Raw genomic sequence first — 19748 nt, 5'->3', positions numbered from 1 at the left:
ATAAGAACCACTAACCCAACAAGTTGGGAAGTGGCAATAAGGATTACCTGAGCTTTAGCTCAAGCATAAGAACCACTAACCCAACAAGTTGGGAAGTGGTTCTTTATATGTTTTAAAATCACTTTTAATATGTATTTAAGTACTCAAAGAAGCGGTTTTCATATCTTAAAATTACCGATGTATAATGTTAAAAGGGGCTAATTCATTCTATATGGATGATACTCTATGTGACAAACGATCAATGTTTGATACAAACTAATAAGTTGCCAAAGGGTATAGATATTTCGAGAGACGTAATAAAAAATACAAGCAAAGTAGTAGGTTAGTCTATGTGATATAATAAAAATATTGTATAATATGATGTACTGACATACGCATTTAATTAGAAAGTGAGATGACATTATGGGACGTAAGTGGAATAATATTAAAGAGAAAAAGGCCCAAAAAGATAAGAATACGAGTAGAATTTATGCTAAATTTGGTAAAGAAATTTACGTAGCGGCTAAATCTGGTGAACCCGATCCAGTATCAAACCAAGCATTAAGATTAACTTTAGAAAGAGCAAAAACATATTCTGTACCAAACCATATTATAGATAGAGCTATTGAAAAAGCTAAAGGTGGCGGCGAAGAAAATTATGATGAGTTGCGATATGAAGGGTTTGGCCCGAATGGCTCTATGATAATCGTAGATGCGCTTACTGATAATGTAAATAGAACTGCATCTGATGTTCGTGCTGCATTTGGTAAAAATGGAGGTAATATGGGAGTTTCTGGATCTGTTGCTTATATGTTTGAACACACTGCAGTATTTGGTGTTGAAGACAAGTCAGCGGATGATGTCTTGGAAAGCTTAATGGAACAAGAGATAGATGTTAAAGATGTCATTGATGAAGATGGTTTAACCATTGTATATGCTGAGCCTGATCAATTTGCCCAAGTGCAAGATGCATTACGTGCATCAGGTGTTGAAACATTTAAAGTAGCGGAATTTGAAATGTTACCACAGTCAGATATTGAGTTATCAGCAGAAGATCAGGAAACATTTGAACAATTAATTGATGCATTAGAAGAATTAGAAGATGTTCAGAATGTATTCCATAACGTGGATTTGAAATAGCATGAATAAAAATCAAGAAGTACAAAAATGGATTGACCAATTACAATTACATCCGCATCCAGAAGGTGGCTATTATAAAGAGACTATCAAAGCGGTACCTACTAGCTCAAATCAAAGATCGGCTTATTCGAGCATATACTTTCTTTTAACGCACGATAATATATCACATTTTCATCGAATAGATGCTGATGAAATCTGGTATTATCATGCAGGAGATTCTTTGACTGTTCACATGATATACCCTGATGGCAATTATCAAAAAGTAACAGTTGGCCCCAACATCGAAAGTGGTGATGTATTGCAGCATGTTGTTCCAAAGGGCACAATTTTTGCATCGTCTATTGAAGGCTGTGCTGGTTATGCGCTTGTTGGTTGCATGTGTCATCCAGCATTTGAATTTAAACATTTTGAGTTATTGAGTAAAGAGTGGCTAAACGAAACATATCCAGCCTTAAAACACATTAATGATCGTTACGCTTTATCAATAATCGACATTAATAGTTAAATATAAAGGAAAACTCGTATTACTTTCTCGTTAAAACAGTTGTGAAAGTAATACGAGTTTTTTAAATATTATTTTGATGTACCAAAAACTTCATTAGCAATTTCAACAATATAAGCTAACTTTTTCCACTGTTCTTCTTCAGTTAATTTATTGCCTTCTTCAGTAGAAGCAAAGCCACATTGTGGACTTAGACAAATTTGTTCTAAATCTATATAGTTTTGTGCTTCTTTTATACGTTTTAAAATAGTGGTTTTATCTTCTAATTCACCATTTTTTGATGTGAATAATCCCAACACTGCAAATGAACGATCTTCTGGGAAAAATCTTAAAGGTTCGAAATCACCTGAGCGATTATCATCATATTCTAAGAAGAAACCATCTAATTGTTCTTTAAATAGATATGGAGCGATTGGTTCATAACCACCAGAAATAGCCCACGTAGATTGATAATTTCCACGACAAATATGTGTTGTGATCAATAAATCTTCTGGTAAACCACTGATTGCTTCATTGATAACTTTATAAGCGAGTTGACGTGCAACTTCTTTTTCAGATTCACTTCTATCACGCCCACGTGTATTTTGTGTTCCTGATGTTAAATTTGCCCAATACACATCATCTAGTTGTATATAACGTGCACCGAGATCATAGAATTTTAGTAAACTATCGTGATAAGCTTTTGCTACATCATGCGCAAAATCATTGATATCAGGATAAATGTCTTCGTTTAAAATATTAGGATGGAACAATTGATTTGGACTTGGAATAGAAACTTTTGCCGTTGCACGGCCATTTACCTTTTCATATAAAAATTTAAAGTGTTCAAAATGGGGATGATTTGGGTTAAATGTAACTTTATCAACCACCTTGACGTTGTGATTTCTAGTTTCTACACCTTCAAATGTTAAACCACGCTCTGATGTGTAACCTTCAACACCATCTAAGTTTTCTAAGAAATCAAAATGCCACCAACTTCTGCGGAATTCACCATCAGTAATACTATGTAAGCCTATTTCTAGTTGTTTATCTATGATGCGTTCAATTTCCTCATCTTCTATATTTTTTAATGTTTGAGCATTAATAACGTTATTTTGATAATCTTTACGTGCATCTTTTAAACGTTGTGGACGTAGTAAACTTCCTACGTGATCTGCTCTAAATGGTCTTTGTGACGTTGACATATGGCTATCTCCCTTTTTAAAGAATTTTCTGAAAAATATATTAAAAATTTAACAAACTTCTCAACAATTGTCAATTTCGCTTTTACACTATGAAATATAGTACAATAAACATAATTATCTACTCGCTATTAATTAAAAATTTAAATGTAACAAACATAAGATGACATGTAAGGTTCAGTTTTATATAATAATGACAAGGAGTTGGTGGCAGTGAAAGTAAAATATATTGATAAACGTCACTGGCGTCGCATCATTGACCGAGAATATACGGAAGTCAAAGTGAATAATAACAAATTTAAAGGTATTATTGGGTTAGTAACGATGAAAAAGGTACGTGAACCTCTAGAAGTATCGGTCGTAGGACAAAATATTGTTGTGGCTGATGATAACTATCAGTGGTTACAAATATTACCTGAAAAAAAACGTTATAGTATCACAGTGATGTTAGACGACAATGGCAATCCATTAGAATATTACTTTGACATAAATATTAAAAACGTTACGCAAAAAGGAAATGCACGTACGATTGATTTATGCTTGGACGTATTAGCATTACCTAATGGAGAATACGAACTTGTTGATGAAGACGATTTGTTACGCGCGTTAAACCAAGGCCAAATAACCAAGAAGCAATATCACGAAGCTTATATTATCGCGCATCAGTTAATGATTAAAATTGATACAGATTTTACAACTATGCAGAATAAAATTATGTATTGTTTCCATAAAATAAAACAAAAGTCGAAATCTCAAAAGCAATCCTCTTTTAATAAACATAAATTTAAAGGCAAAAAGCATAAAAACGTTGTGTACAATGAGGCTAAACATAAGCCAATAAAAAATTACAATAAGCATCATAATCATTCTAATCAAAATAATAGCAAATCACATCAAAGTAAGATAAAAGATTCTAATGCATCTCAATAATCTTGAAATTGTTATAAAAAATTCCCTATATTAGTCAAGCGTTAACCATGTTATAGTAAACACTGCGAGAATTGAAGAGTATTAAAAGTAATTCATTAGCGCAAAGTAAATAAAAGTAAGGCCACCATAAATAAAGATATTTAGTATTTGTAAAAAATAGGGGGATAATTATGAAGATTGACGATTATCGCTTGTTAACTACATTAGATGAGACGAAAACGCTCAGAAAAGCAGCGGAAATTTTATACATCTCTCAACCAGCAGTAACACAACGATTAAAAGCGATAGAAAATGCATTTGGCGTCGACATATTCATTCGTACAAAAAAACAATTAATAACGACGACTGAAGGCATGATGATTATTGAACATGCACGTGATATGTTGAATAGAGAGCGTCTGTTTTTAGATAAGATGCAAGCACATATCGGTGAAGTAAATGGTACGATTTCTATTGGTTGTTCATCCTTAATAGGGCAAACGTTGTTGCCGGTAGTATTGAATTTGTATACACGACAATTTCCAAATGTAGAAATCCAAGTTCAAGTAGGGTCGAGTGAACAAATTAAAGCTAATCATAGAGATTACCATGTGATGATTATTCGTGGGAATAAAATGATGAATTTAAGCAACACGCATTTATTTAATGACGAACATTATTTTATACATCCTAAAAATCGTAATGATGAAGTAGAAAAGATGCCGTTTATCGAATTTCAGGCTGATCCTATATACATTAATCAAATTAAAGAATGGTATGGCAGCCAAATTGGTCAAGATTATCATGCAATGATTACGGTTGATCAAGTGGCGACATGTAAAGAAATGTTATTAAATGGCGTTGGCGTGACCATATTGCCGGAAATCATGATGAAACACTTAGATAGGGAACAGTTTGCGTTTCAACGCGTAGATATAGACGATAAACCGCTGATTCGTTCTACTTATTTGAGCTATGATCCAAGCATGTTACAGTTGCCGCAAGTTGATTCATTTATTAATTTAATAATGGAATACGTGGAATAACAATTTTAGATAATTGAATATTTTGGTTCATTGATAAATATAACTTTATGAAGAGTTATATGAATTTAATAGGAATAGAGGACGCTAAATGTTTAGTGAATTGTTACATATAAAAAATTACAAATTATTTGTCGTTAATATGATGATGTTAGGTATGGGCATCGCCATTACTGTACCGTATCTGGTATTATTTGCTACAAATGATTTAGGTATGACTTCTAGCCAATATGGGTTGCTATTAGCATTAGCTGCAATTAGCCAATTTACAATGAATACAATTGTAGCACGCTTTTCTGATACACATAGTATCAACAGAAAGACAATTATTATTACTGCACTTTTTATGGGGGCAGTCAGCTTTTCAATTTATTTTTACATTCATGAAATCTGGGTTTTTATAGTAATGTATGCCATTTTCCAAGGTTGTTTTGCCCCAGCCATGCCTCAAATGTATGCGTCAGCAAGAGAATCAATCAATACTTCTACATCAAAGGACAGAGCGAAATTTGCTAACGCTGTATTACGTTCAATGTTTTCATTCGGTTTCTTGTTCGGTCCACTTATTGGTGCATTGTTACTCAGTTTTAAAGGATATGCGGGTTTATTTGGCGGAACGATAACAATCATATTATTCACACTATTATTACAAGTTTTTTTCTTTAAAGATATTCAAACAAAGCATACAGTAGCAGATAGTACACATGTTGAAGCGGCGGCACCTAATATGTTGCGTGACAAGGTCTTATTTGTACCCTTTTTAGCTTTTATTTTATTACATATAGGACAATGGATGTACACGTTGAATATGCCATTGTATGTGACGAACTTTTTGAAAGAACCAGAAAGTCGAGTAGGTGTGCTAGCTAGTATTTGTGCAGGACTTGAAGTACCTTTCATGGTCATATTAGGCATTTTATCTGCTAAATTGTCGACACGTACGCTATTGATACTTGGGGGATTATTCGGAGGATTATTTTATTTTAGTATTGGCGTATTTAATAGTCTGATCATGATGATAATAGGACAGGTGTTTCTAGCTATTTTTCTAGCTATTTTACTTGGATTAGGGATTAGTTACTTCCAAGATATTTTACCTGATTTTCCTGGTTATGCATCTACATTATTTGCGAATGCGATGGTTATCGGACAATTATGTGGTAATCTTCTCGGTGGTATAATGAGTCACTGGGTAGGCTTAGGTAATGTGTTCTTTGTTTCTGCAGGTTCAATATTTTTAGGTATGATTTTAATATATTTTACAAAAGAACAAAAATTTACAGAAGAAAGTATGGAGTAGATAGAAATGACATTGATTTTATGGTTATGCATTATAGCATCATTTATTTTAGCGTTTATTGGTTTAATAAAGCCAATCATACCGTCAGTACTTGTATTATGGATTGGTTTCTTAATTTATCAATTCGGCTTTGACAATCATCATCTGTCTTGGATATTTTATGTATCGATGGCATTGTTCACAATATTTATCATTATTGCAGATTTCATTATGAATAAATATTTTGTCAGCAAGTTCGGCGGATCAAAATTAAGTGAGTATGCAGCGTTGATTGGTGTTATTGTAGGCTGTTTTGTCTTTCCACCATTTGGAATAATTATTATTCCATTTATAGCTGTGTTAGTAGTTGAATTTATACAAGAGCCGCATTTTTCTAAAGCTTTAAAGGCAAGTTTTGGCTCAGTAATAGCGTTTTTAGCAAGTTCCATCGCTCAAGCGATAATAATGATTATTATGGTTGTTTGGTTTTTCATAGATGCATTATTAATCAATTAATCAATGTGATGAAAGATATTACAAACGGTGTACAATCATGGTGAGCGCACTTATAGCATAAATAAAGTGAAATTTAAGCAATCTTCTTGTTTTCGTAATTACTACTTTAGTATAATCACTCACATGTGTTAAAAAGTGGAAAAGGAAGGGAGTCTTAAATGAAATATCCAATTGCTATATGGATGCTTGCAATCGGTGCTTTTGCAATCGGAATGACAGAGTTTGTAATTATGGGATTATTGCCAAACATCGCTAGAGATTTTGATGTCAGTGTAAGCCAAGCAGGGCAACTGATTACAGGTTATGCTTTAGGTGTAGCTATCGGTGGACCTATCATTGTGATGTTAACAATTAAATGGAATAGAAAATATTTATTGTTGGCATTAATGGCGATATTTATTGTAGGAAATATTGCAGCCTCATTTAGCCCGAATTATGGCTTTATGATGACGAGTCGAATTATTACTTCATTAGCTCACGGTTCATTTTTTGGTATAGGTTCAATATTAGCAGCGAGTATGGTTAAGCCAGAAAAGCGTGCGAGTGCGATGGCATTAATGTTTATGGGCTTAAGCATGAGTAATATTTTAGGCGTGCCGTTTGGAACTTTAATCGGACAAAACTTTGGTTGGCCAATGACATTTATTATTATATCAGTCATCGGAGCTTTAGCATTAATAGGTATTATCATATTTGTACCGATGAAAAAAGAAACAGTTAAATCATCTGTATTAAATGAACTGAAAATTTTAAAAGAAAAACGTTTATGGTTAACCTTAGCTGTTACATTATTCGGATTTAGTAGTGTATTTGCTTACTTTACTTATATATCAACAGTGCTCATTGATGTGTCACATGTACAAGAAAATTTAATCTCATATTTATTGATTATATTTGGTATTGGGGTCACATTAGGTAATGTTGTAGGTGGAAAGCTTGCAGATTGGAATTTAAATAAGGCATTAAAAATAATATTTAGTGTATTTATTTTATATTTCATTTTATTATACTTTGTGCAAATGAATGGATTATTAATGGTAGCAGGTATTTTCTTTTTCGGTCTCATCGGTTTCAGTATGAGTCCGTCACTACAATATAAAAGTACGTTAATTTCACAAGATGCACCAACACTTGCGAGTACACTTAACCAATCAGCATTTAATTTAGGTAATGCTTTGGGTGCATTTATCGGAGGTGTCGTGGTAACAAATTTACCAGTTGCATCGTTAAGTTTAATTGCGCCGATACTAACAGTGATTGGTCTTATTTTCTTATTTATCAATATTGCAATAGAAAAGAAAGAAAATATAACAACATAGGTGAAATATAAACTAAAAACACGTCAGCCACTTCTCGAATTTTAGAAGCTTGTGCTAACGTGTTTTTTAATAGTATTTATAATGAAGCATTGGTGTTTTTATTAGTAAAATGATGATCGATATATAATGCGATTGGAATGAATATAAATGAAATGATAATAAAAGTCCAATTGCTAATTAATAAATAAGGGCCTACAGTTAAAAACATCTGTGGAATGAAAAAGACATAAAATATTCCACATACAGATAAAAGTAAAACGAGATATGTTAATAACCAAGATAAGTGTGATGTATTAAAACAACGTATTTGTACAGTTTTAAATAACATCCAAATAAAGAAAAATATGATAGCAATACCTACGATTAAAGTAAGCGGGAAAGTATATAAATATAGTCGTTTTGCACCAATAAAAAATCCAGCAAACCCTTTGAGAAAACAAAAAATACCCACAAAAAGCATAATATGACGCATAATGTATTTGAAAATGTTTCTTATTGTTTCATTTGGTAAACGTCTAAGTTCTCTTTTGGCATGGGCTTTAGGATCGTGATCAAAGAATTCCATTGCTAATGTGCCATCCTTTTCAGCTTCTAATAACTGATTTAAAACACGGTTTAACATTTTTTCAGAATCATGTGGGTTGACACTCAAATCAGCTCTGACATAAGTCATGTAGTTTTCAAACGTATCTCTGTCTGTATTATTTAAGCGTAATGCTTTCACATTGTTTTCACGCATTAATTTATCAGTAGATTTCATTGGCATTTGGCATTCCTTCTTATGTATAAAATATATTTATAATGCTAATTATGACGAAAATAGTATTATAAATCAATAACACTTTCAAAGGAGTAATAATGGAGTATTTAAAACAATCACATCAACAATATTTAAATGAAATTGCGGAAATTCATGAACAACAACTTAACCAACAGTATGAGCATTATCAAAACACTACTATTTCTGTTGCATTACGCAAAGAAATGATTGAAAATGGATTATTAGCCAATACTGATGTTGTGATTACCGAAATACAAGACCAACAAATGATTGCTTTTATTTGGGCAAGATATATAAAGCAATATCAAAAGGTTATTATTGAAATGATGTATGTTTCGGAAGACAATCGAAATCAAGGTATCGCGAAAGCATTAAAAAAAGAGGTTGAAATATGGGCATATAGGAGGGGTGCTTCAGAAATTGAAAGCACGGTAGTCAATCACAACCATGCCATGAAAGATTTGAATTTTAAACTTGGATATTATATAAGTACGGTGACTATGAATAAAAGATTAAGAATAAATAATGAAGATGAGTAAAAATAATGATAAAATTATATTATTATTATGAAATTAACAAAAGGAGTTCTTACATGAAGAAATGTTTAGCACTCATACTAGCATCCACTGTCTTATTGACTGCATGTGGGAAAAATGATGAAAAAGCAACGTTAGAGAAAGATATTGATAAATTGGAAAAACAAAATAAAGATTTGAAAAAACAAAAAGAAGACTTAGAAAAAGAGAAAGATAAACTGAAAGATAAGTCGAAGAATTTGGAAAAAGATGTTAATGCTGAAACATAGGCTTCTATACTAATTGCGTTACAAATGGATTTCATGCAATATTTCCCAGGAAATTATTGTACTATCGTTTTACAAATTGTTATAATGGGTATCATTAACGTAATGAATATAAAAAGTTTCTAAAAAATAGATTTGAAATTATGAGTCAGTTGCTTAGTATTACTTTATATTAAGTGTGACTTTATAATGAATCATTTATTATACGCAGTTTATTAATAATCATTTTTCATTAGGAGAAAGAGGGAATAACGATGCATGAAAAAGATTTTGTATTATTAGAAGGGCGTTCAATTACGCTTCCAGAATTAGGTAGAGAAATTGAAAGTATTACTGGTAGAGAAATCAAAGATTCGACTGGTGAAATTAAACGTGTTATTGCACATTTACCCAATTTTGAATCTGATACAGATACATTTGTAGCTACTTACAAATTAAATCATAAAAATGATTTCATAGATGCAACATTTACGGCGCCCAAAAGTGAACGTGGTCGGTTGAAAGAAGTAGCTGTAAACGTTGAATTGATTAGCTATATTTCAAGAGCATAAGCAATGTTTAATCCATGTGATAGCGCGGTATGAGAATAATCATAACGCGTTATTTTCTATAGAAATTTAATTTCCAGTTTAGAGGTGTAACAGTATGACAGTTTATATAGAAACTGAGCGTTTAAGGTTACGGGACTGGCAAGCAGAAGATTTACTTCCATTTCAGCAGATGAACGCGAATCACCAAGTCCGTAGATATTTTCCAAGTTTATTAAGTTTTCGACGTTCAGAACATGATATGAAAAAGATGAATGATATTATTATCAATCATGATATAGGCCTTTTTGCTGTTGAATTAAAAGAAACAAATGGATGGCTTGGTTTTATCGGATTGAACTATGTACCTAAAGCCAGCAAGTATACGTTTGATGAGCTACCATTCTATGAAATCGGTTGGCGTTTGATCCCCGAAGTGTGGGGGAATGGTTTCGCTACTGAAGGTGCAGAAGCGGTACTCGAATATGCAAAACAGCAGGGGATTAACGAAGTCTATGCATTTACTTCAGAAAATAATGAACCTTCACGTAAGGTTATGGAAAAAATAGGTATGAAGCTATATGATTTCTTTGAATATCCAGAATTAAGTAAGTATCATCCACTTAAAAGACATGTTAGATATTATAAAGATTTAACAAAACAAGCAAAATAAAATTGTAAATAAGTAATGGGGTATAAATCCTATTCTTATGAAAAAGACTAATCCAATTTTTAATATATGGATTAGTCTTTTTGTTTACTATGATTTTGTATCGTCCATGCCTGCCTGGGAATGTGATTCAAGCCATTAGTCTCTCATTCATATCATTTCCCTAGGCGTCAGCACGACTTAAAAGCGGTATGGTGACTGTGTTTTAAAGTGTTTTGCTTGATGTTAGTTTTTTAATAAGTTGGCTTAATTTTTGTAATGCAAATTCTATATCTTCAATGTTTATATAGGAATAAGAAAATCTTATATGATATTGTGCGTTTTTATCATAAATTTCGCCTGGATTAATTAAAATTTGATTTTGTATCGCTAAATCGAACAGTTCTTTCATGTTTATTGGTACATTTAATTTGAACCAAATATAATAAGAACCTTTAGGTATGGACCAAGTACCTAAATCTTGAAAATGTTGATTTAAAGATGCTAAAAATTTATCACGTCTCTCTATAAGTGCTTGTTTTAAATAATTTAAATGTTGCTCATGGTATAAAGGGTTATTTAGCCATTCAGTTGCGATAAATTGTGATAATGAACTGGCACCATAATCATTTTGCATTTTCAAATCCGCTAAGTGCATAACAACTGATGGTTTACCTATAATCCATCCTACCCTTAAACCAGGACTTACTGTTTTAGATAAACTACTAATATATAGGATATTATCATTCTCTTCTAATGACTTTAAAGGTTGAGGACGATCTCCTTCGAACCACAAGTCGCCATAAACGTCATCTTCTACTATAGGGATTCCTGTTTGTTGGCATTGTTGAATTAATTTATATTTTTCTGTTTGCGTATATGCGTGTTGTGTAGGGTTATGTAAAGTCGGTATACAATAAAAAATGCTATTTTTATACAGTGTTTTAGCATTGAAAATAGTGTTAATTTGTTGTTTGATTTTAGATATTGTCAAAAACCTAAGATCTGCTCGAATGTTATGCCATGTATGCACAGAATTTATATATGAGGGCGTTTCTATAATTATCTTTGAATTTGGAATCAGTAAACCATCAGCGATGAGTTTTAATCCTTGCAATGCACCTGAAGTGACGCAAATGTTTGCTTCATCACATTCAATCCCCAATTTTTTAACATGATTTACAATTGCTTTTCTTAAATTTAAATTACCTAAGGGGTGTTCATAATTAGTTTTAAGCGCAGTAGTCGTTTGTTTTGAAAAAATATCTTGAAATTGCTTGTTTGGGATTAATTGTGGACTGAGTTCACCAGTACTTAAACGTAAGATATGCGCATCGAATTCTAATTCGTTAATTCGTTGTATAAAGTATTGATTATTTTTAGAAGCGCTATTTTTAATGTAGTCATGCCAATTCATATTATGATTAATATAAGTATTCCAATTACTTTTCGAAACGTATAACCCTTTACGTGCTTTGCTTTCTAAAATTCCATAACTTTGTAGTATTTCTAAGGACTGAATAATAGTTGAACGATTGACGCGATATTGAGCTGCCAAATTTCTCTGAGAAGGTAATTTCATACCTGCTTCTAAATCACCATTTTTAATCTTCGAAAGTATGTCATCAATAATTGCTTTATATTTTGGCATGAACATGCTAAATCTCCTTTAAGTAATTGGTGGGTTTTTAAAATTATAACTGGTTGGTAAAAATCAATTAAATATATTATATCATGATTATATATAGAAAAATGGTCATAACTCATATTTGAATATTTAATGCTTATGGTTAGTGTATAGGATTCATTCATTTATTGACTGCACACGTATCATGCGTCAATAAATACATAATGATAAATAATTCTTATTTATTATGAATATCATATTTTTGCGTTAGTTAAGTTTGAGTGAAAACTGGTACGGTTTAATGATAATTTAGTTTTGAAGAAAGAGGAGATAATATGTTGCAACCAATGATTCATGGTTTGTTTTTAGCTTTGGGTTTAATCTTACCTTTAGGCGCACAAAATGTATTTGTATTTAACCAAGGAGCAAACCAAAAACAATTAATTAAGACTATACCAGTAATTATAGCTGCAGGGTTATGTGATACATTATTAATAGTATTAGCTGTATTAGGGGTGTCAGTCTTATTACTATCACTACCGATGTTACAAATCGTAATTTATTGTGTCGGCTTTATCTTTCTTAGTTACATGGCTTGGTCATTATGGCATGAAAAACCACAAACGCTTGAACGTTATCAATCAATGTCCGCGCGAAAGCAAATTGGATTTGCCATGTCAGTCTCATTATTAAATCCTCATGCAATTATGGATACTATTGGTGTTATAGGAACGAATGCAGCAATATATGGAGGCGTGGATAAAATGGTTTTTACGATGACGACAATTGCTGTTTCTTGGATCTGGTTTATATTTTTGGCAATTGCAGGTAAAGTCGTAGGTAATATTGATAAAAGAGGCAAATATATTTTAATATTAAATAAATTTTCAGCAATAATTATTGTGATTGTTGCATTAATAATATTAAAACAATTACTGGCAATACTATTTTAAGCATAAGAAAAGCAGAGGTAGTGGCATTTGTAGTGCACACATATCTCTGCTTTTAAAATTTAGTCGTAACTTCTAATACCTAATGGTTCATAATTATGAATCGCTTCGAACAGTGCTTCAGGATTGTTACATAGCGGTGCCAGCGATTGATATTTTTTATCGATAAAGCCTTCATGAATCATATGGTCAATCAATGTTTGCAAAGGCTCAAAAAAGCCGTTGATATTATAGATAGCGATTGGTTTTTCATGAATACCGATTTGCGACCAACTATACATTTCAAAGAATTCTTCTAAAGAACCAGCGCCTCCTGGAGCCATGACAAACGCATCTGCTAATTCTGCCATTTTGTTTTTTCTTTCATGCATAGAATCAACTAAAATGAGTTCGCTTAGTCTCGTACTAGTAATTTCTCGTTCATTTAACATATTTGGCATCACGCCAATAGCACTACCTCCGTGATCTAATACGCCATCTTGAATAGCTCCCATAATTCCAACAGAACCAGCACCAAATACTAATTCATAGTTATGTTTAGCCATATAAGTGCCTAATTGGTAAGCTTGTTTCATGTAAGATTCATCTTTACCTTTACTAGCACCGCAATAAACAGCAATTTTTTTCATACTTTATTCCTCCGTAAATAATGACACATCATTAATTATAGACAAAAATTTTTGTTCAAATATCGCAATGTCATCTGTTGTAAAAGAAGATGGGCCTTTAGTGCGCCCGCCACTTTTTCGAAATTGTGCACTCGCATGTCGTTGTTCTAACAAAGTGTTGATATTATTTTGATCAAATATAAATCCTTTATGGTGCATCACAACTTTAGCTTTGTTTAATAATAAACTTGCAAGTCCATAATCCTGTGTTATTACAATATCTTCTGATCGCGTGATTTTAACAATTTTATAGTCGACTGCATCCGGGCCATCATCAACATAAATGACATTGACGTGATCAGGTTGCATTTTTGAAGAAAAATGACTAAAGCTTCGGACAATGGTAACAAAGATGCTTGTCCCTTTTGTCAATTCAACAACAGAATTGGTAACAGGACAAGCATCTCCATCAATGATGACTTGAGTCATAATAATTATTTACCTTTTTCTTCATTGTTTTGCTTTACAATGCTTTTAGCAACATAATTTTTGTATTTTTTGAACTCCGCTAAACGGTCTTTTTTATTTTTTTCGCGAGCTTTGTCTTCTTCTTTATGACGTTTATCAATATTTTTTTGTAATTTTTTATTGAATTTATTTATTTCTTTGCGGTTTTCTTTTTCAAGTTTTTCGCCTTTTTGTTCTGTCTCTTTGTCTAATTTTCCTGGTGTCATGCCAACTTTTTCCATATGTTTATTAGATTTTTTCATAGATTGAATGCGTTGTTTTTCATTATCTTGACGTTTTTTTTCTTCTTCATTGTGGCGTTTATCAATATTTTTTTGTAATTTCTTCTTCATTTTGTCTGCTTCTTTACGATTCTCTTTTTCAAGTTTTTCGCCTTTTTTCTCAATGTAAGCAGGATCATGTTCTTTAGCAATACGTTTTAATTCACGTTTTTGATCCATATTATGTTTTTTATCAATAACATAATCTTTTGCATTTGCAGATTTATCTACTACTGTATCTTTAATTTGAACAGATTTGTTTGCTACGGTTTTTGAAGCTTTAGCAGTTGCATCACTAGCTTTTTTAACATCTGGATGATCTTTAATACGTTTACGTTCAACGATTAACGGTACTAAAAACACAGGCGCTACTGTGATGATTGTTTTAATTAATTGCTTTTTGTCCATACTCGTTGCCTCCAATAATTTTATACTATCTACTTATTACCCCATAATACATCATAATAAACGGTAAATACACGTACTTTCATGGAAATTATTTCTGCAATTTTAGACATGAAATTTAAGAAGAGGCTGGACAAATTACTTGTCTCAGCCTCTAACTGTTTTATTGTCCACTGATTCCTTGACCTATACCAAAACCAAAGTAAAGGATTGCAATAATAATGACTAATATAATTCTATAAATAGCAAATGGAATCAATTTTATTTTACTAATTAAGAATAAGAATGTTTTAATGGCAATTAAACCAACGATAAATGCTGTGATAAACCCTAGGAAGTAAAAACCGATGTGATTTAAATGAATATATTCAAAGTTTTTGACTAGAGATAAACCACTTGCTGCTAACATTACAGGAACTGCCATAATAAATGTGAAATCAGAAGCAGATTTATGGTTCATTTTCATGAGCACACCTGTAGAAATTGTAGAACCAGATCTACTGAAACCAGGCCACATAGCGATAGCTTGGGATAAACCAATTACAAAAGCTTGGAAATAATTAATTTGGTCTACAGTTTGTGGATTCGTAACTTTTTTACTGTATATATCTGCAATAATCATATATATTGCACCGATAAATAATCCAATCATGACTGTTGGGACACTAAATAAATATTTTTCAATAACATCATCAAACATTAAACCAAGTATACCTGCTGGAATCATACCAACGATAATATGTAGTAAGTTTAAGCGTTTAGGTTTTTGACCGATGCCATCGATAGGTTCAGATCTATATTTCCCTATATGTAACATTTCAAAATAACGTTCACGGAATACCCAGGCACCTGCGAATACAGAACCGAGTTGAATTACAATTTTAAAGGTAAACGCAGATTCTGAACCTAAAAATTGAGTTGATTTTAACCACATATCATCTACAAGAATCATATGTCCAGTAGAAGATACAGGTGCAAACTCAGTTAATCCTTCGACAATTCCTAGAATGATTCCTTTTATCAATTCAAGCAATATCATAATTAACCTACTTTCATAATATGGATTATAGTTTATTCATTTTCATTTTATAATAATAGCACATTAAAATTATAAAGTGCCATAGATAAATAAGATTTTGGACTAAAGACTGAGAGAAAAAGTACTTACTTCAGTTAAATGAGATAAAAGATAAATTATTGTAAATTTTATTCAGAAAGTCAAACTTCTTTTTGCAAATTTTTATTTATAATTTATTAATTATATAATTATAAAAAGTTTGTTTTTTACTTTTGAATTTAAAGCATTCAATCATTTGATTATAATTATGGCAAAAATATGAATTAAGTAAATAAAAATGTATTAATTTTTGAGCCAATTCATTTCATTTTAATACATTCCATTTATAATATGAACCAGGTGATATTTGTGAAAAGATTAACAAGTTTAGCGATGAAATATAAAATTTATCCGATATTAATGTTTGTAATCAGTACAATATTAGCGATTACTGTAGTCATTCAGAACATTGCTATTGCAGAAATTTTAAATGCAATGTTACGTCATACACATCAAGATTTGTTAATTTTACTACTAGTGACATTAATTGTTTTATTAGCAAGAGCGACATTTAACACAATAAATCAAATGATAGGTAATCGTATGTCTTCTCGCGTTAAATATGATTTACGACGTCAATTGATTTTAAATAAATCTTCAGAACCTATTGGTGTTCAAATTAATACATTGACTGAAAATATAGATGGTATAGCACCATTCTTTAATAGTTACTTTCCTCAAGTTTTTAAGTCTATGATGATACCACTATTTATCATTATTGCAATGTGTTTCATACATTTAAACACGGCTTTAATCATGATTGTTACAGCACCATTTATACCAATGTTTTATATCATTTTTGGGTTGAAAACACGTGATGAGTCAAAAGATAAAATGACTTATTTAAATCAATTTAGTCAACAATTTTTAAATAAAATAAAGGGTTTGATTACTCTCAAACTATTTAATAAAACAGAAGCTACAGAACAATCTTTATATGAAGAAAGTACGACTTTTCGAAATTTAACAATGCGTATTTTAAGAAGTGCTTTTTTATCAGGTTTGATGTTAGAGTTTATCAGTATGCTTGGAATTGGCCTTGTTGCTTTAGAAGCGGGGTTAGGATTAATATTATTTAATAGTATAGATTTTAAAACTGCAGCCATAGCAATTATATTAGCACCGGAATTTTATAATGCTATTAAAGATTTAGGTCAATCTTTTCATACTGGAAAGCAAAGTGAAGGTTCAAGTGACGTTGTCTTCGATTTATTAGATCGACAAGAAGCATATGTGAAACCACAAGTGCAAACGAATAGTTATCAAAAGCCATTAATACAACTTGAGCATATATATTATAAATACAATGATGCACAGCAACATGCTTTGGAAGATATCAACATTAGTATTTATGAAGGGGAACATATTGCATTAATTGGAAAAAGTGGAGCTGGAAAATCTACTTTAGCTCAAGTTATAGCACAACATTTTAAACCGCAATATGGTTCTGTTATTTATAAACAACAGTTAAAAATTGGTTTTTTGAGTCAGCATCCCTATATTTTTAATGCGTCTATAAGAGATAATATGACAATGTTCCAAAAAATTGAAAAAGATAAAATTTTAGAAGCGCTTGACGATGTTAACTTAAAACATGTTGTCAATGCGTTAGAAAATGGTATTGATACTTGGATTGGTGAAGGTGGAGAGATGCTATCTGGAGGGCAGATGCGAAGAATTGAACTGTCACGGTTATTATTATTACAACCTGATGTACTGATATTCGATGAGCCTGCTACGGGATTAGATGTACAAACAGAGCATGTCATTCAATCTGTGATAAACAGAAAGTTTGAAAATACGACGATCATCACCATCGCACATAGAGAACATACAATAAAAAATGCAGATAGACGTATAAAAATTAATGAAGGTTCCGTTAAAGCTATAAAAGTAATCGAGCAAAATGCGTATAAAGGTGGTGACTTTTGTTGAAACCACATATTCAATTTAAGGTAGATAAAGATTTGGTTTTATCTATTATTGTAGGTATATTGGGCAGTTTAACTGCATTAAGCATGTTTTTCTTGAGTGGTTATATGGTGACGCAAAGTGCATTAGGGGCACCATTGTTTGCATTAATGGTTTTAATTGTTTCTGTTAAAATGTTTGGGTTTATACGTGCTGTTGCAAGATATATTGAAAGATTACTGTCTCACAGAGCCACATTTACTATGTTGAGAAATGTGAGAGTACAATTCTTCAAACATATTATACCTGTCGTGCCAGATGTGTATAGAAAATTTAAATCAAGTGATTTACTTGGACGCATGGTTGGTAGCGTAGAAGCACTACAAAATATTTATTTAAGAGTTTATTATCCGCCAGTAGTCATTGGTTTAACGGCGATGATTGCAATGGTTGTGACGTTTTATTTTTCATTTGTTCATGCAATTATCATCTTTTTAAGTATGTTGATAACATTGGTTTTAATCCCTTGGTTAAGCGCGAAAAAAGCACAATTATTAAAAAGAGATGTTAATCGTGTACAAGACCAATTTTTAAATCAATTTTACGATTATAAAGAAGGGTATCAAGAACTTGCAAGATTTGACCAAACAGCATATTATCAACATCGGGTGTTAAATCAATTGAATCAGTATGAACAAGCACAAGCAAAAGAGCAGCGATTCTTATCATTGTATGAATATAGTTTGAATCTGGTTTCAATGATTGCTTTATTTGCAACTTTATATTTAGGTGTTATACAAGTGCAAAATCAACAATTAGATGTTGTTTACTTAACAAGTATTGTTTTGATGATGTTAACATTATTCGAACAAGCAATCCCTATGAGTAATGTGGCTTATTATAAAGCCGAGACGGATGAAGCATTGAGCAATATTAATGAAGTTATTGCTCACCCAATGCAACAAGGCAATCAACCACTATCACTAGAAAGTGATGTGCATCAACCTTTCGTAGAAGTTAAAAATGTTGATTTTAAATATTGGAATCAATCGAACTACACTTTAAAAGAATTGAAATTACGGGTGCATGAAGGTGAACATGTAGCAATTATTGGACCTTCTGGCTCAGGTAAGAGTACCTTATTACAGTTAATATTGGGACTTTATCAAAGTGAAAATGGTGTGGTTTTAATAAATAATCAAGATATTACAACCCTTTTAGATTCAAATAAATACAGTTCGATTAATGCTCTGTTACAGTCACAACAGTTATTTGATGGTACAGTACGTGATAATTTATTTACTGATAAAGATGATGCAGTAATCAAAGAAGTTTTTGATACACTAGGTTTATCGCACATTGAATTAGATAGACACATCACACTTTCAGGTAATACACTGTCTGGCGGTGAGATTCAACGAATGGGTATTGCAAGATTATTATTGAAAGAAGCTCCGATTTGGGTGTTGGACGAGCCTACAACAGCGTTAGATATTTATCATACGAATCATGTGATGGATGAAATTCACAAGCAATCTCAAACACTAATCGTGGCAACACATGATTTACGATTACTACCAAAATTTGATAAAATCGTGGTTATGGTTGACGGTAAAATCATAGAACAAGGAGATTACCAATCGTTACTATCAAATAAAGGCTATTTATATCAAATGGTCACGTTAAATCAAGTGTGACTTTTTAACAAAAGACAG

The 19748-nt window shown here is 31.7% G+C and carries 21 protein-coding genes; 14 read left to right on the top strand and 7 right to left on the bottom strand.

Annotated features, from left to right (window positions below; all coding sequences use genetic code 11):
* Positions 1 to 402: 402 nt before the first annotated feature.
* Complete coding sequence (locus HMPREF2586_RS07565) at positions 403 to 1119, top strand: YebC/PmpR family DNA-binding transcriptional regulator (protein WP_046207344.1); 717 nt, start codon at positions 403 to 405, stop codon at positions 1117 to 1119.
* A gap of 1 nt (position 1120) precedes the next feature.
* Entirely contained in the window at positions 1121 to 1624 is a 504-nt protein-coding gene (locus HMPREF2586_RS07560) for a cupin domain-containing protein (protein ID WP_064209557.1), read from the top strand.
* A gap of 68 nt (positions 1625 to 1692) precedes the next feature.
* On the opposite strand, the gene HMPREF2586_RS07555 is transcribed toward HMPREF2586_RS07560, so the two are convergent.
* Entirely contained in the window at positions 1693 to 2805 is a 1113-nt protein-coding gene (locus HMPREF2586_RS07555) for a 5-methyltetrahydropteroyltriglutamate--homocysteine S-methyltransferase (protein ID WP_064209556.1), read from the bottom strand.
* Between the two features lie 210 nt (positions 2806 to 3015).
* Here HMPREF2586_RS07555 and HMPREF2586_RS07550 point away from each other — a divergent pair, with 210 nt between their 5' ends.
* The 5 genes from HMPREF2586_RS07550 (at position 3016) to HMPREF2586_RS07530 (ending at position 7868) form a co-directional block, all read left to right on the top strand.
* Positions 3016 to 3732 carry a ribonuclease FAU-1 family protein gene (locus HMPREF2586_RS07550; protein WP_070657610.1) on the top strand — a complete coding sequence of 239 codons (717 nt, stop codon included), beginning with the start codon at positions 3016 to 3018 and terminating at the stop codon, positions 3730 to 3732.
* Between the two features lie 170 nt (positions 3733 to 3902).
* Positions 3903 to 4757 (top strand): LysR family transcriptional regulator, encoded by an 855-nt coding sequence (locus HMPREF2586_RS07545; RefSeq protein WP_046207348.1) that lies wholly within the window; start codon positions 3903 to 3905, stop codon positions 4755 to 4757.
* A gap of 88 nt (positions 4758 to 4845) precedes the next feature.
* Positions 4846 to 6054 (top strand): sugar efflux transporter, encoded by a 1209-nt coding sequence (locus tag HMPREF2586_RS07540; protein ID WP_046207349.1) that lies wholly within the window; start codon positions 4846 to 4848, stop codon positions 6052 to 6054.
* 6 nt (positions 6055 to 6060) lie between these two features.
* Positions 6061 to 6549 (top strand): DUF456 domain-containing protein, encoded by a 489-nt coding sequence (locus HMPREF2586_RS07535; protein WP_046207350.1) that lies wholly within the window; start codon positions 6061 to 6063, stop codon positions 6547 to 6549.
* 158 nt (positions 6550 to 6707) lie between these two features.
* A complete protein-coding gene (locus tag HMPREF2586_RS07530; RefSeq protein ID WP_046207351.1) occupies positions 6708 to 7868 on the top strand; it encodes an MFS transporter in 1161 nt (386 codons plus the stop codon).
* Between the two features lie 76 nt (positions 7869 to 7944).
* Here HMPREF2586_RS07530 and HMPREF2586_RS07525 read toward each other — a convergent pair whose 3' ends face one another.
* Complete coding sequence (locus HMPREF2586_RS07525; protein ID WP_046207554.1) at positions 7945 to 8628, bottom strand: DUF1129 family protein; 684 nt, start codon at positions 8626 to 8628, stop codon at positions 7945 to 7947.
* 98 nt (positions 8629 to 8726) lie between these two features.
* Between HMPREF2586_RS07525 and HMPREF2586_RS07520 the strand changes: the two genes are divergently transcribed.
* The 4 genes from HMPREF2586_RS07520 (at position 8727) to HMPREF2586_RS07505 (ending at position 10651) form a co-directional block, all read left to right on the top strand.
* The gene (locus HMPREF2586_RS07520; RefSeq protein ID WP_070039009.1) at positions 8727 to 9188 is read left to right on the top strand and encodes a GNAT family N-acetyltransferase; all 462 of its coding nucleotides are present in this window, start codon (positions 8727 to 8729) and stop codon (positions 9186 to 9188) included.
* Between the two features lie 53 nt (positions 9189 to 9241).
* Complete coding sequence (locus HMPREF2586_RS07515; RefSeq protein WP_046207353.1) at positions 9242 to 9454, top strand: SA0632 family lipoprotein; 213 nt, start codon at positions 9242 to 9244, stop codon at positions 9452 to 9454.
* 251 nt (positions 9455 to 9705) lie between these two features.
* The gene (locus tag HMPREF2586_RS07510; RefSeq protein WP_046207354.1) at positions 9706 to 10002 is read left to right on the top strand and encodes a hypothetical protein; all 297 of its coding nucleotides are present in this window, start codon (positions 9706 to 9708) and stop codon (positions 10000 to 10002) included.
* A 94-nt stretch (positions 10003 to 10096) separates the two neighbouring features.
* Positions 10097 to 10651, top strand: coding sequence for a GNAT family N-acetyltransferase (locus tag HMPREF2586_RS07505; RefSeq protein ID WP_064209553.1), 555 nt, complete (start codon positions 10097 to 10099; stop codon positions 10649 to 10651).
* A 202-nt stretch (positions 10652 to 10853) separates the two neighbouring features.
* Here HMPREF2586_RS07505 and HMPREF2586_RS07500 read toward each other — a convergent pair whose 3' ends face one another.
* Entirely contained in the window at positions 10854 to 12284 is a 1431-nt protein-coding gene (locus tag HMPREF2586_RS07500; RefSeq protein WP_070039011.1) for an aminotransferase-like domain-containing protein, read from the bottom strand.
* A 305-nt stretch (positions 12285 to 12589) separates the two neighbouring features.
* On the opposite strand from HMPREF2586_RS07500, the gene HMPREF2586_RS07495 reads away from it, so the two are divergent.
* Positions 12590 to 13207 carry a LysE/ArgO family amino acid transporter gene (locus tag HMPREF2586_RS07495; RefSeq protein ID WP_070657612.1) on the top strand — a complete coding sequence of 206 codons (618 nt, stop codon included), beginning with the start codon at positions 12590 to 12592 and terminating at the stop codon, positions 13205 to 13207.
* A 59-nt stretch (positions 13208 to 13266) separates the two neighbouring features.
* On the opposite strand, the gene HMPREF2586_RS07490 is transcribed toward HMPREF2586_RS07495, so the two are convergent.
* The 4 genes from HMPREF2586_RS07490 to HMPREF2586_RS07475 form a co-directional block, all read right to left on the bottom strand.
* Complete coding sequence (locus HMPREF2586_RS07490; protein WP_046207358.1) at positions 13267 to 13833, bottom strand: LOG family protein; 567 nt, start codon at positions 13831 to 13833, stop codon at positions 13267 to 13269.
* A 3-nt stretch (positions 13834 to 13836) separates the two neighbouring features.
* Entirely contained in the window at positions 13837 to 14301 is a 465-nt protein-coding gene (locus HMPREF2586_RS07485; RefSeq protein ID WP_064209550.1) for a YaiI/YqxD family protein, read from the bottom strand.
* 5 nt (positions 14302 to 14306) lie between these two features.
* Complete coding sequence (locus tag HMPREF2586_RS07480) at positions 14307 to 15008, bottom strand: hypothetical protein (protein WP_046207360.1); 702 nt, start codon at positions 15006 to 15008, stop codon at positions 14307 to 14309.
* Positions 15009 to 15168: 160 nt separating this feature from the next.
* Positions 15169 to 16044, bottom strand: a complete 876-nt coding sequence (locus HMPREF2586_RS07475; RefSeq protein WP_046207361.1) for an undecaprenyl-diphosphate phosphatase — start codon at positions 16042 to 16044, stop codon at positions 15169 to 15171.
* Positions 16045 to 16431: 387 nt separating this feature from the next.
* Here HMPREF2586_RS07475 and HMPREF2586_RS07470 point away from each other — a divergent pair, with 387 nt between their 5' ends.
* Together HMPREF2586_RS07470 and cydC are read left to right on the top strand one after the other, a co-directional pair.
* On the top strand, positions 16432 to 18057 hold the full coding sequence (locus tag HMPREF2586_RS07470; protein ID WP_070657614.1) for an ABC transporter ATP-binding protein/permease: 1626 nt from the start codon (positions 16432 to 16434) through the stop codon (positions 18055 to 18057).
* Positions 18054 to 19730 (top strand): thiol reductant ABC exporter subunit CydC, encoded by a 1677-nt coding sequence (gene cydC, locus HMPREF2586_RS07465; RefSeq protein WP_070657616.1) that lies wholly within the window; start codon positions 18054 to 18056, stop codon positions 19728 to 19730. The genes HMPREF2586_RS07470 and cydC overlap by 4 nt, the downstream gene beginning before the upstream one ends.
* The last annotated feature ends 18 nt before the right edge of the window (positions 19731 to 19748 follow it).

This window comes from Staphylococcus sp. HMSC034G07, assembly GCF_001835975.1.
In the GTDB taxonomy this organism is placed as follows: domain Bacteria; phylum Bacillota; class Bacilli; order Staphylococcales; family Staphylococcaceae; genus Staphylococcus; species Staphylococcus ureilyticus.
The sequence above is the reverse complement of the archived record's forward strand: the minus strand, read 5'-3'. Positions and strand labels throughout refer to the sequence as shown.

What these genes read in the sequence shown, in the direction of transcription:
- HMPREF2586_RS07565 (WP_046207344.1), top strand. Translation starts at nt 403, where the DNA reads ATGGGACGTAAGTGGAATAATATTAAAGAGAAAAAGGCCCAAAAAGAT.
- HMPREF2586_RS07560 (WP_064209557.1), top strand. Translation starts at nt 1,121, where the DNA reads ATGAATAAAAATCAAGAAGTACAAAAATGGATTGACCAATTACAATTA.
- HMPREF2586_RS07555 (WP_064209556.1), bottom strand. Translation starts at nt 2,805, where the DNA reads ATGTCAACGTCACAAAGACCATTTAGAGCAGATCACGTAGGAAGTTTA.
- HMPREF2586_RS07545 (WP_046207348.1), top strand. Translation starts at nt 3,903, where the DNA reads ATGAAGATTGACGATTATCGCTTGTTAACTACATTAGATGAGACGAAA.
- HMPREF2586_RS07540 (WP_046207349.1), top strand. Translation starts at nt 4,846, where the DNA reads ATGTTTAGTGAATTGTTACATATAAAAAATTACAAATTATTTGTCGTT.
- HMPREF2586_RS07535 (WP_046207350.1), top strand. Translation starts at nt 6,061, where the DNA reads ATGACATTGATTTTATGGTTATGCATTATAGCATCATTTATTTTAGCG.
- HMPREF2586_RS07530 (WP_046207351.1), top strand. Translation starts at nt 6,708, where the DNA reads ATGAAATATCCAATTGCTATATGGATGCTTGCAATCGGTGCTTTTGCA.
- HMPREF2586_RS07525 (WP_046207554.1), bottom strand. Translation starts at nt 8,628, where the DNA reads ATGAAATCTACTGATAAATTAATGCGTGAAAACAATGTGAAAGCATTA.
- HMPREF2586_RS07520 (WP_070039009.1), top strand. Translation starts at nt 8,727, where the DNA reads ATGGAGTATTTAAAACAATCACATCAACAATATTTAAATGAAATTGCG.
- HMPREF2586_RS07515 (WP_046207353.1), top strand. Translation starts at nt 9,242, where the DNA reads ATGAAGAAATGTTTAGCACTCATACTAGCATCCACTGTCTTATTGACT.
- HMPREF2586_RS07510 (WP_046207354.1), top strand. Translation starts at nt 9,706, where the DNA reads ATGCATGAAAAAGATTTTGTATTATTAGAAGGGCGTTCAATTACGCTT.
- HMPREF2586_RS07505 (WP_064209553.1), top strand. Translation starts at nt 10,097, where the DNA reads ATGACAGTTTATATAGAAACTGAGCGTTTAAGGTTACGGGACTGGCAA.
- HMPREF2586_RS07500 (WP_070039011.1), bottom strand. Translation starts at nt 12,284, where the DNA reads ATGTTCATGCCAAAATATAAAGCAATTATTGATGACATACTTTCGAAG.
- HMPREF2586_RS07495 (WP_070657612.1), top strand. Translation starts at nt 12,590, where the DNA reads ATGTTGCAACCAATGATTCATGGTTTGTTTTTAGCTTTGGGTTTAATC.
- HMPREF2586_RS07490 (WP_046207358.1), bottom strand. Translation starts at nt 13,833, where the DNA reads ATGAAAAAAATTGCTGTTTATTGCGGTGCTAGTAAAGGTAAAGATGAA.
- HMPREF2586_RS07485 (WP_064209550.1), bottom strand. Translation starts at nt 14,301, where the DNA reads ATGACTCAAGTCATCATTGATGGAGATGCTTGTCCTGTTACCAATTCT.
- HMPREF2586_RS07480 (WP_046207360.1), bottom strand. Translation starts at nt 15,008, where the DNA reads ATGGACAAAAAGCAATTAATTAAAACAATCATCACAGTAGCGCCTGTG.
- HMPREF2586_RS07475 (WP_046207361.1), bottom strand. Translation starts at nt 16,044, where the DNA reads ATGATATTGCTTGAATTGATAAAAGGAATCATTCTAGGAATTGTCGAA.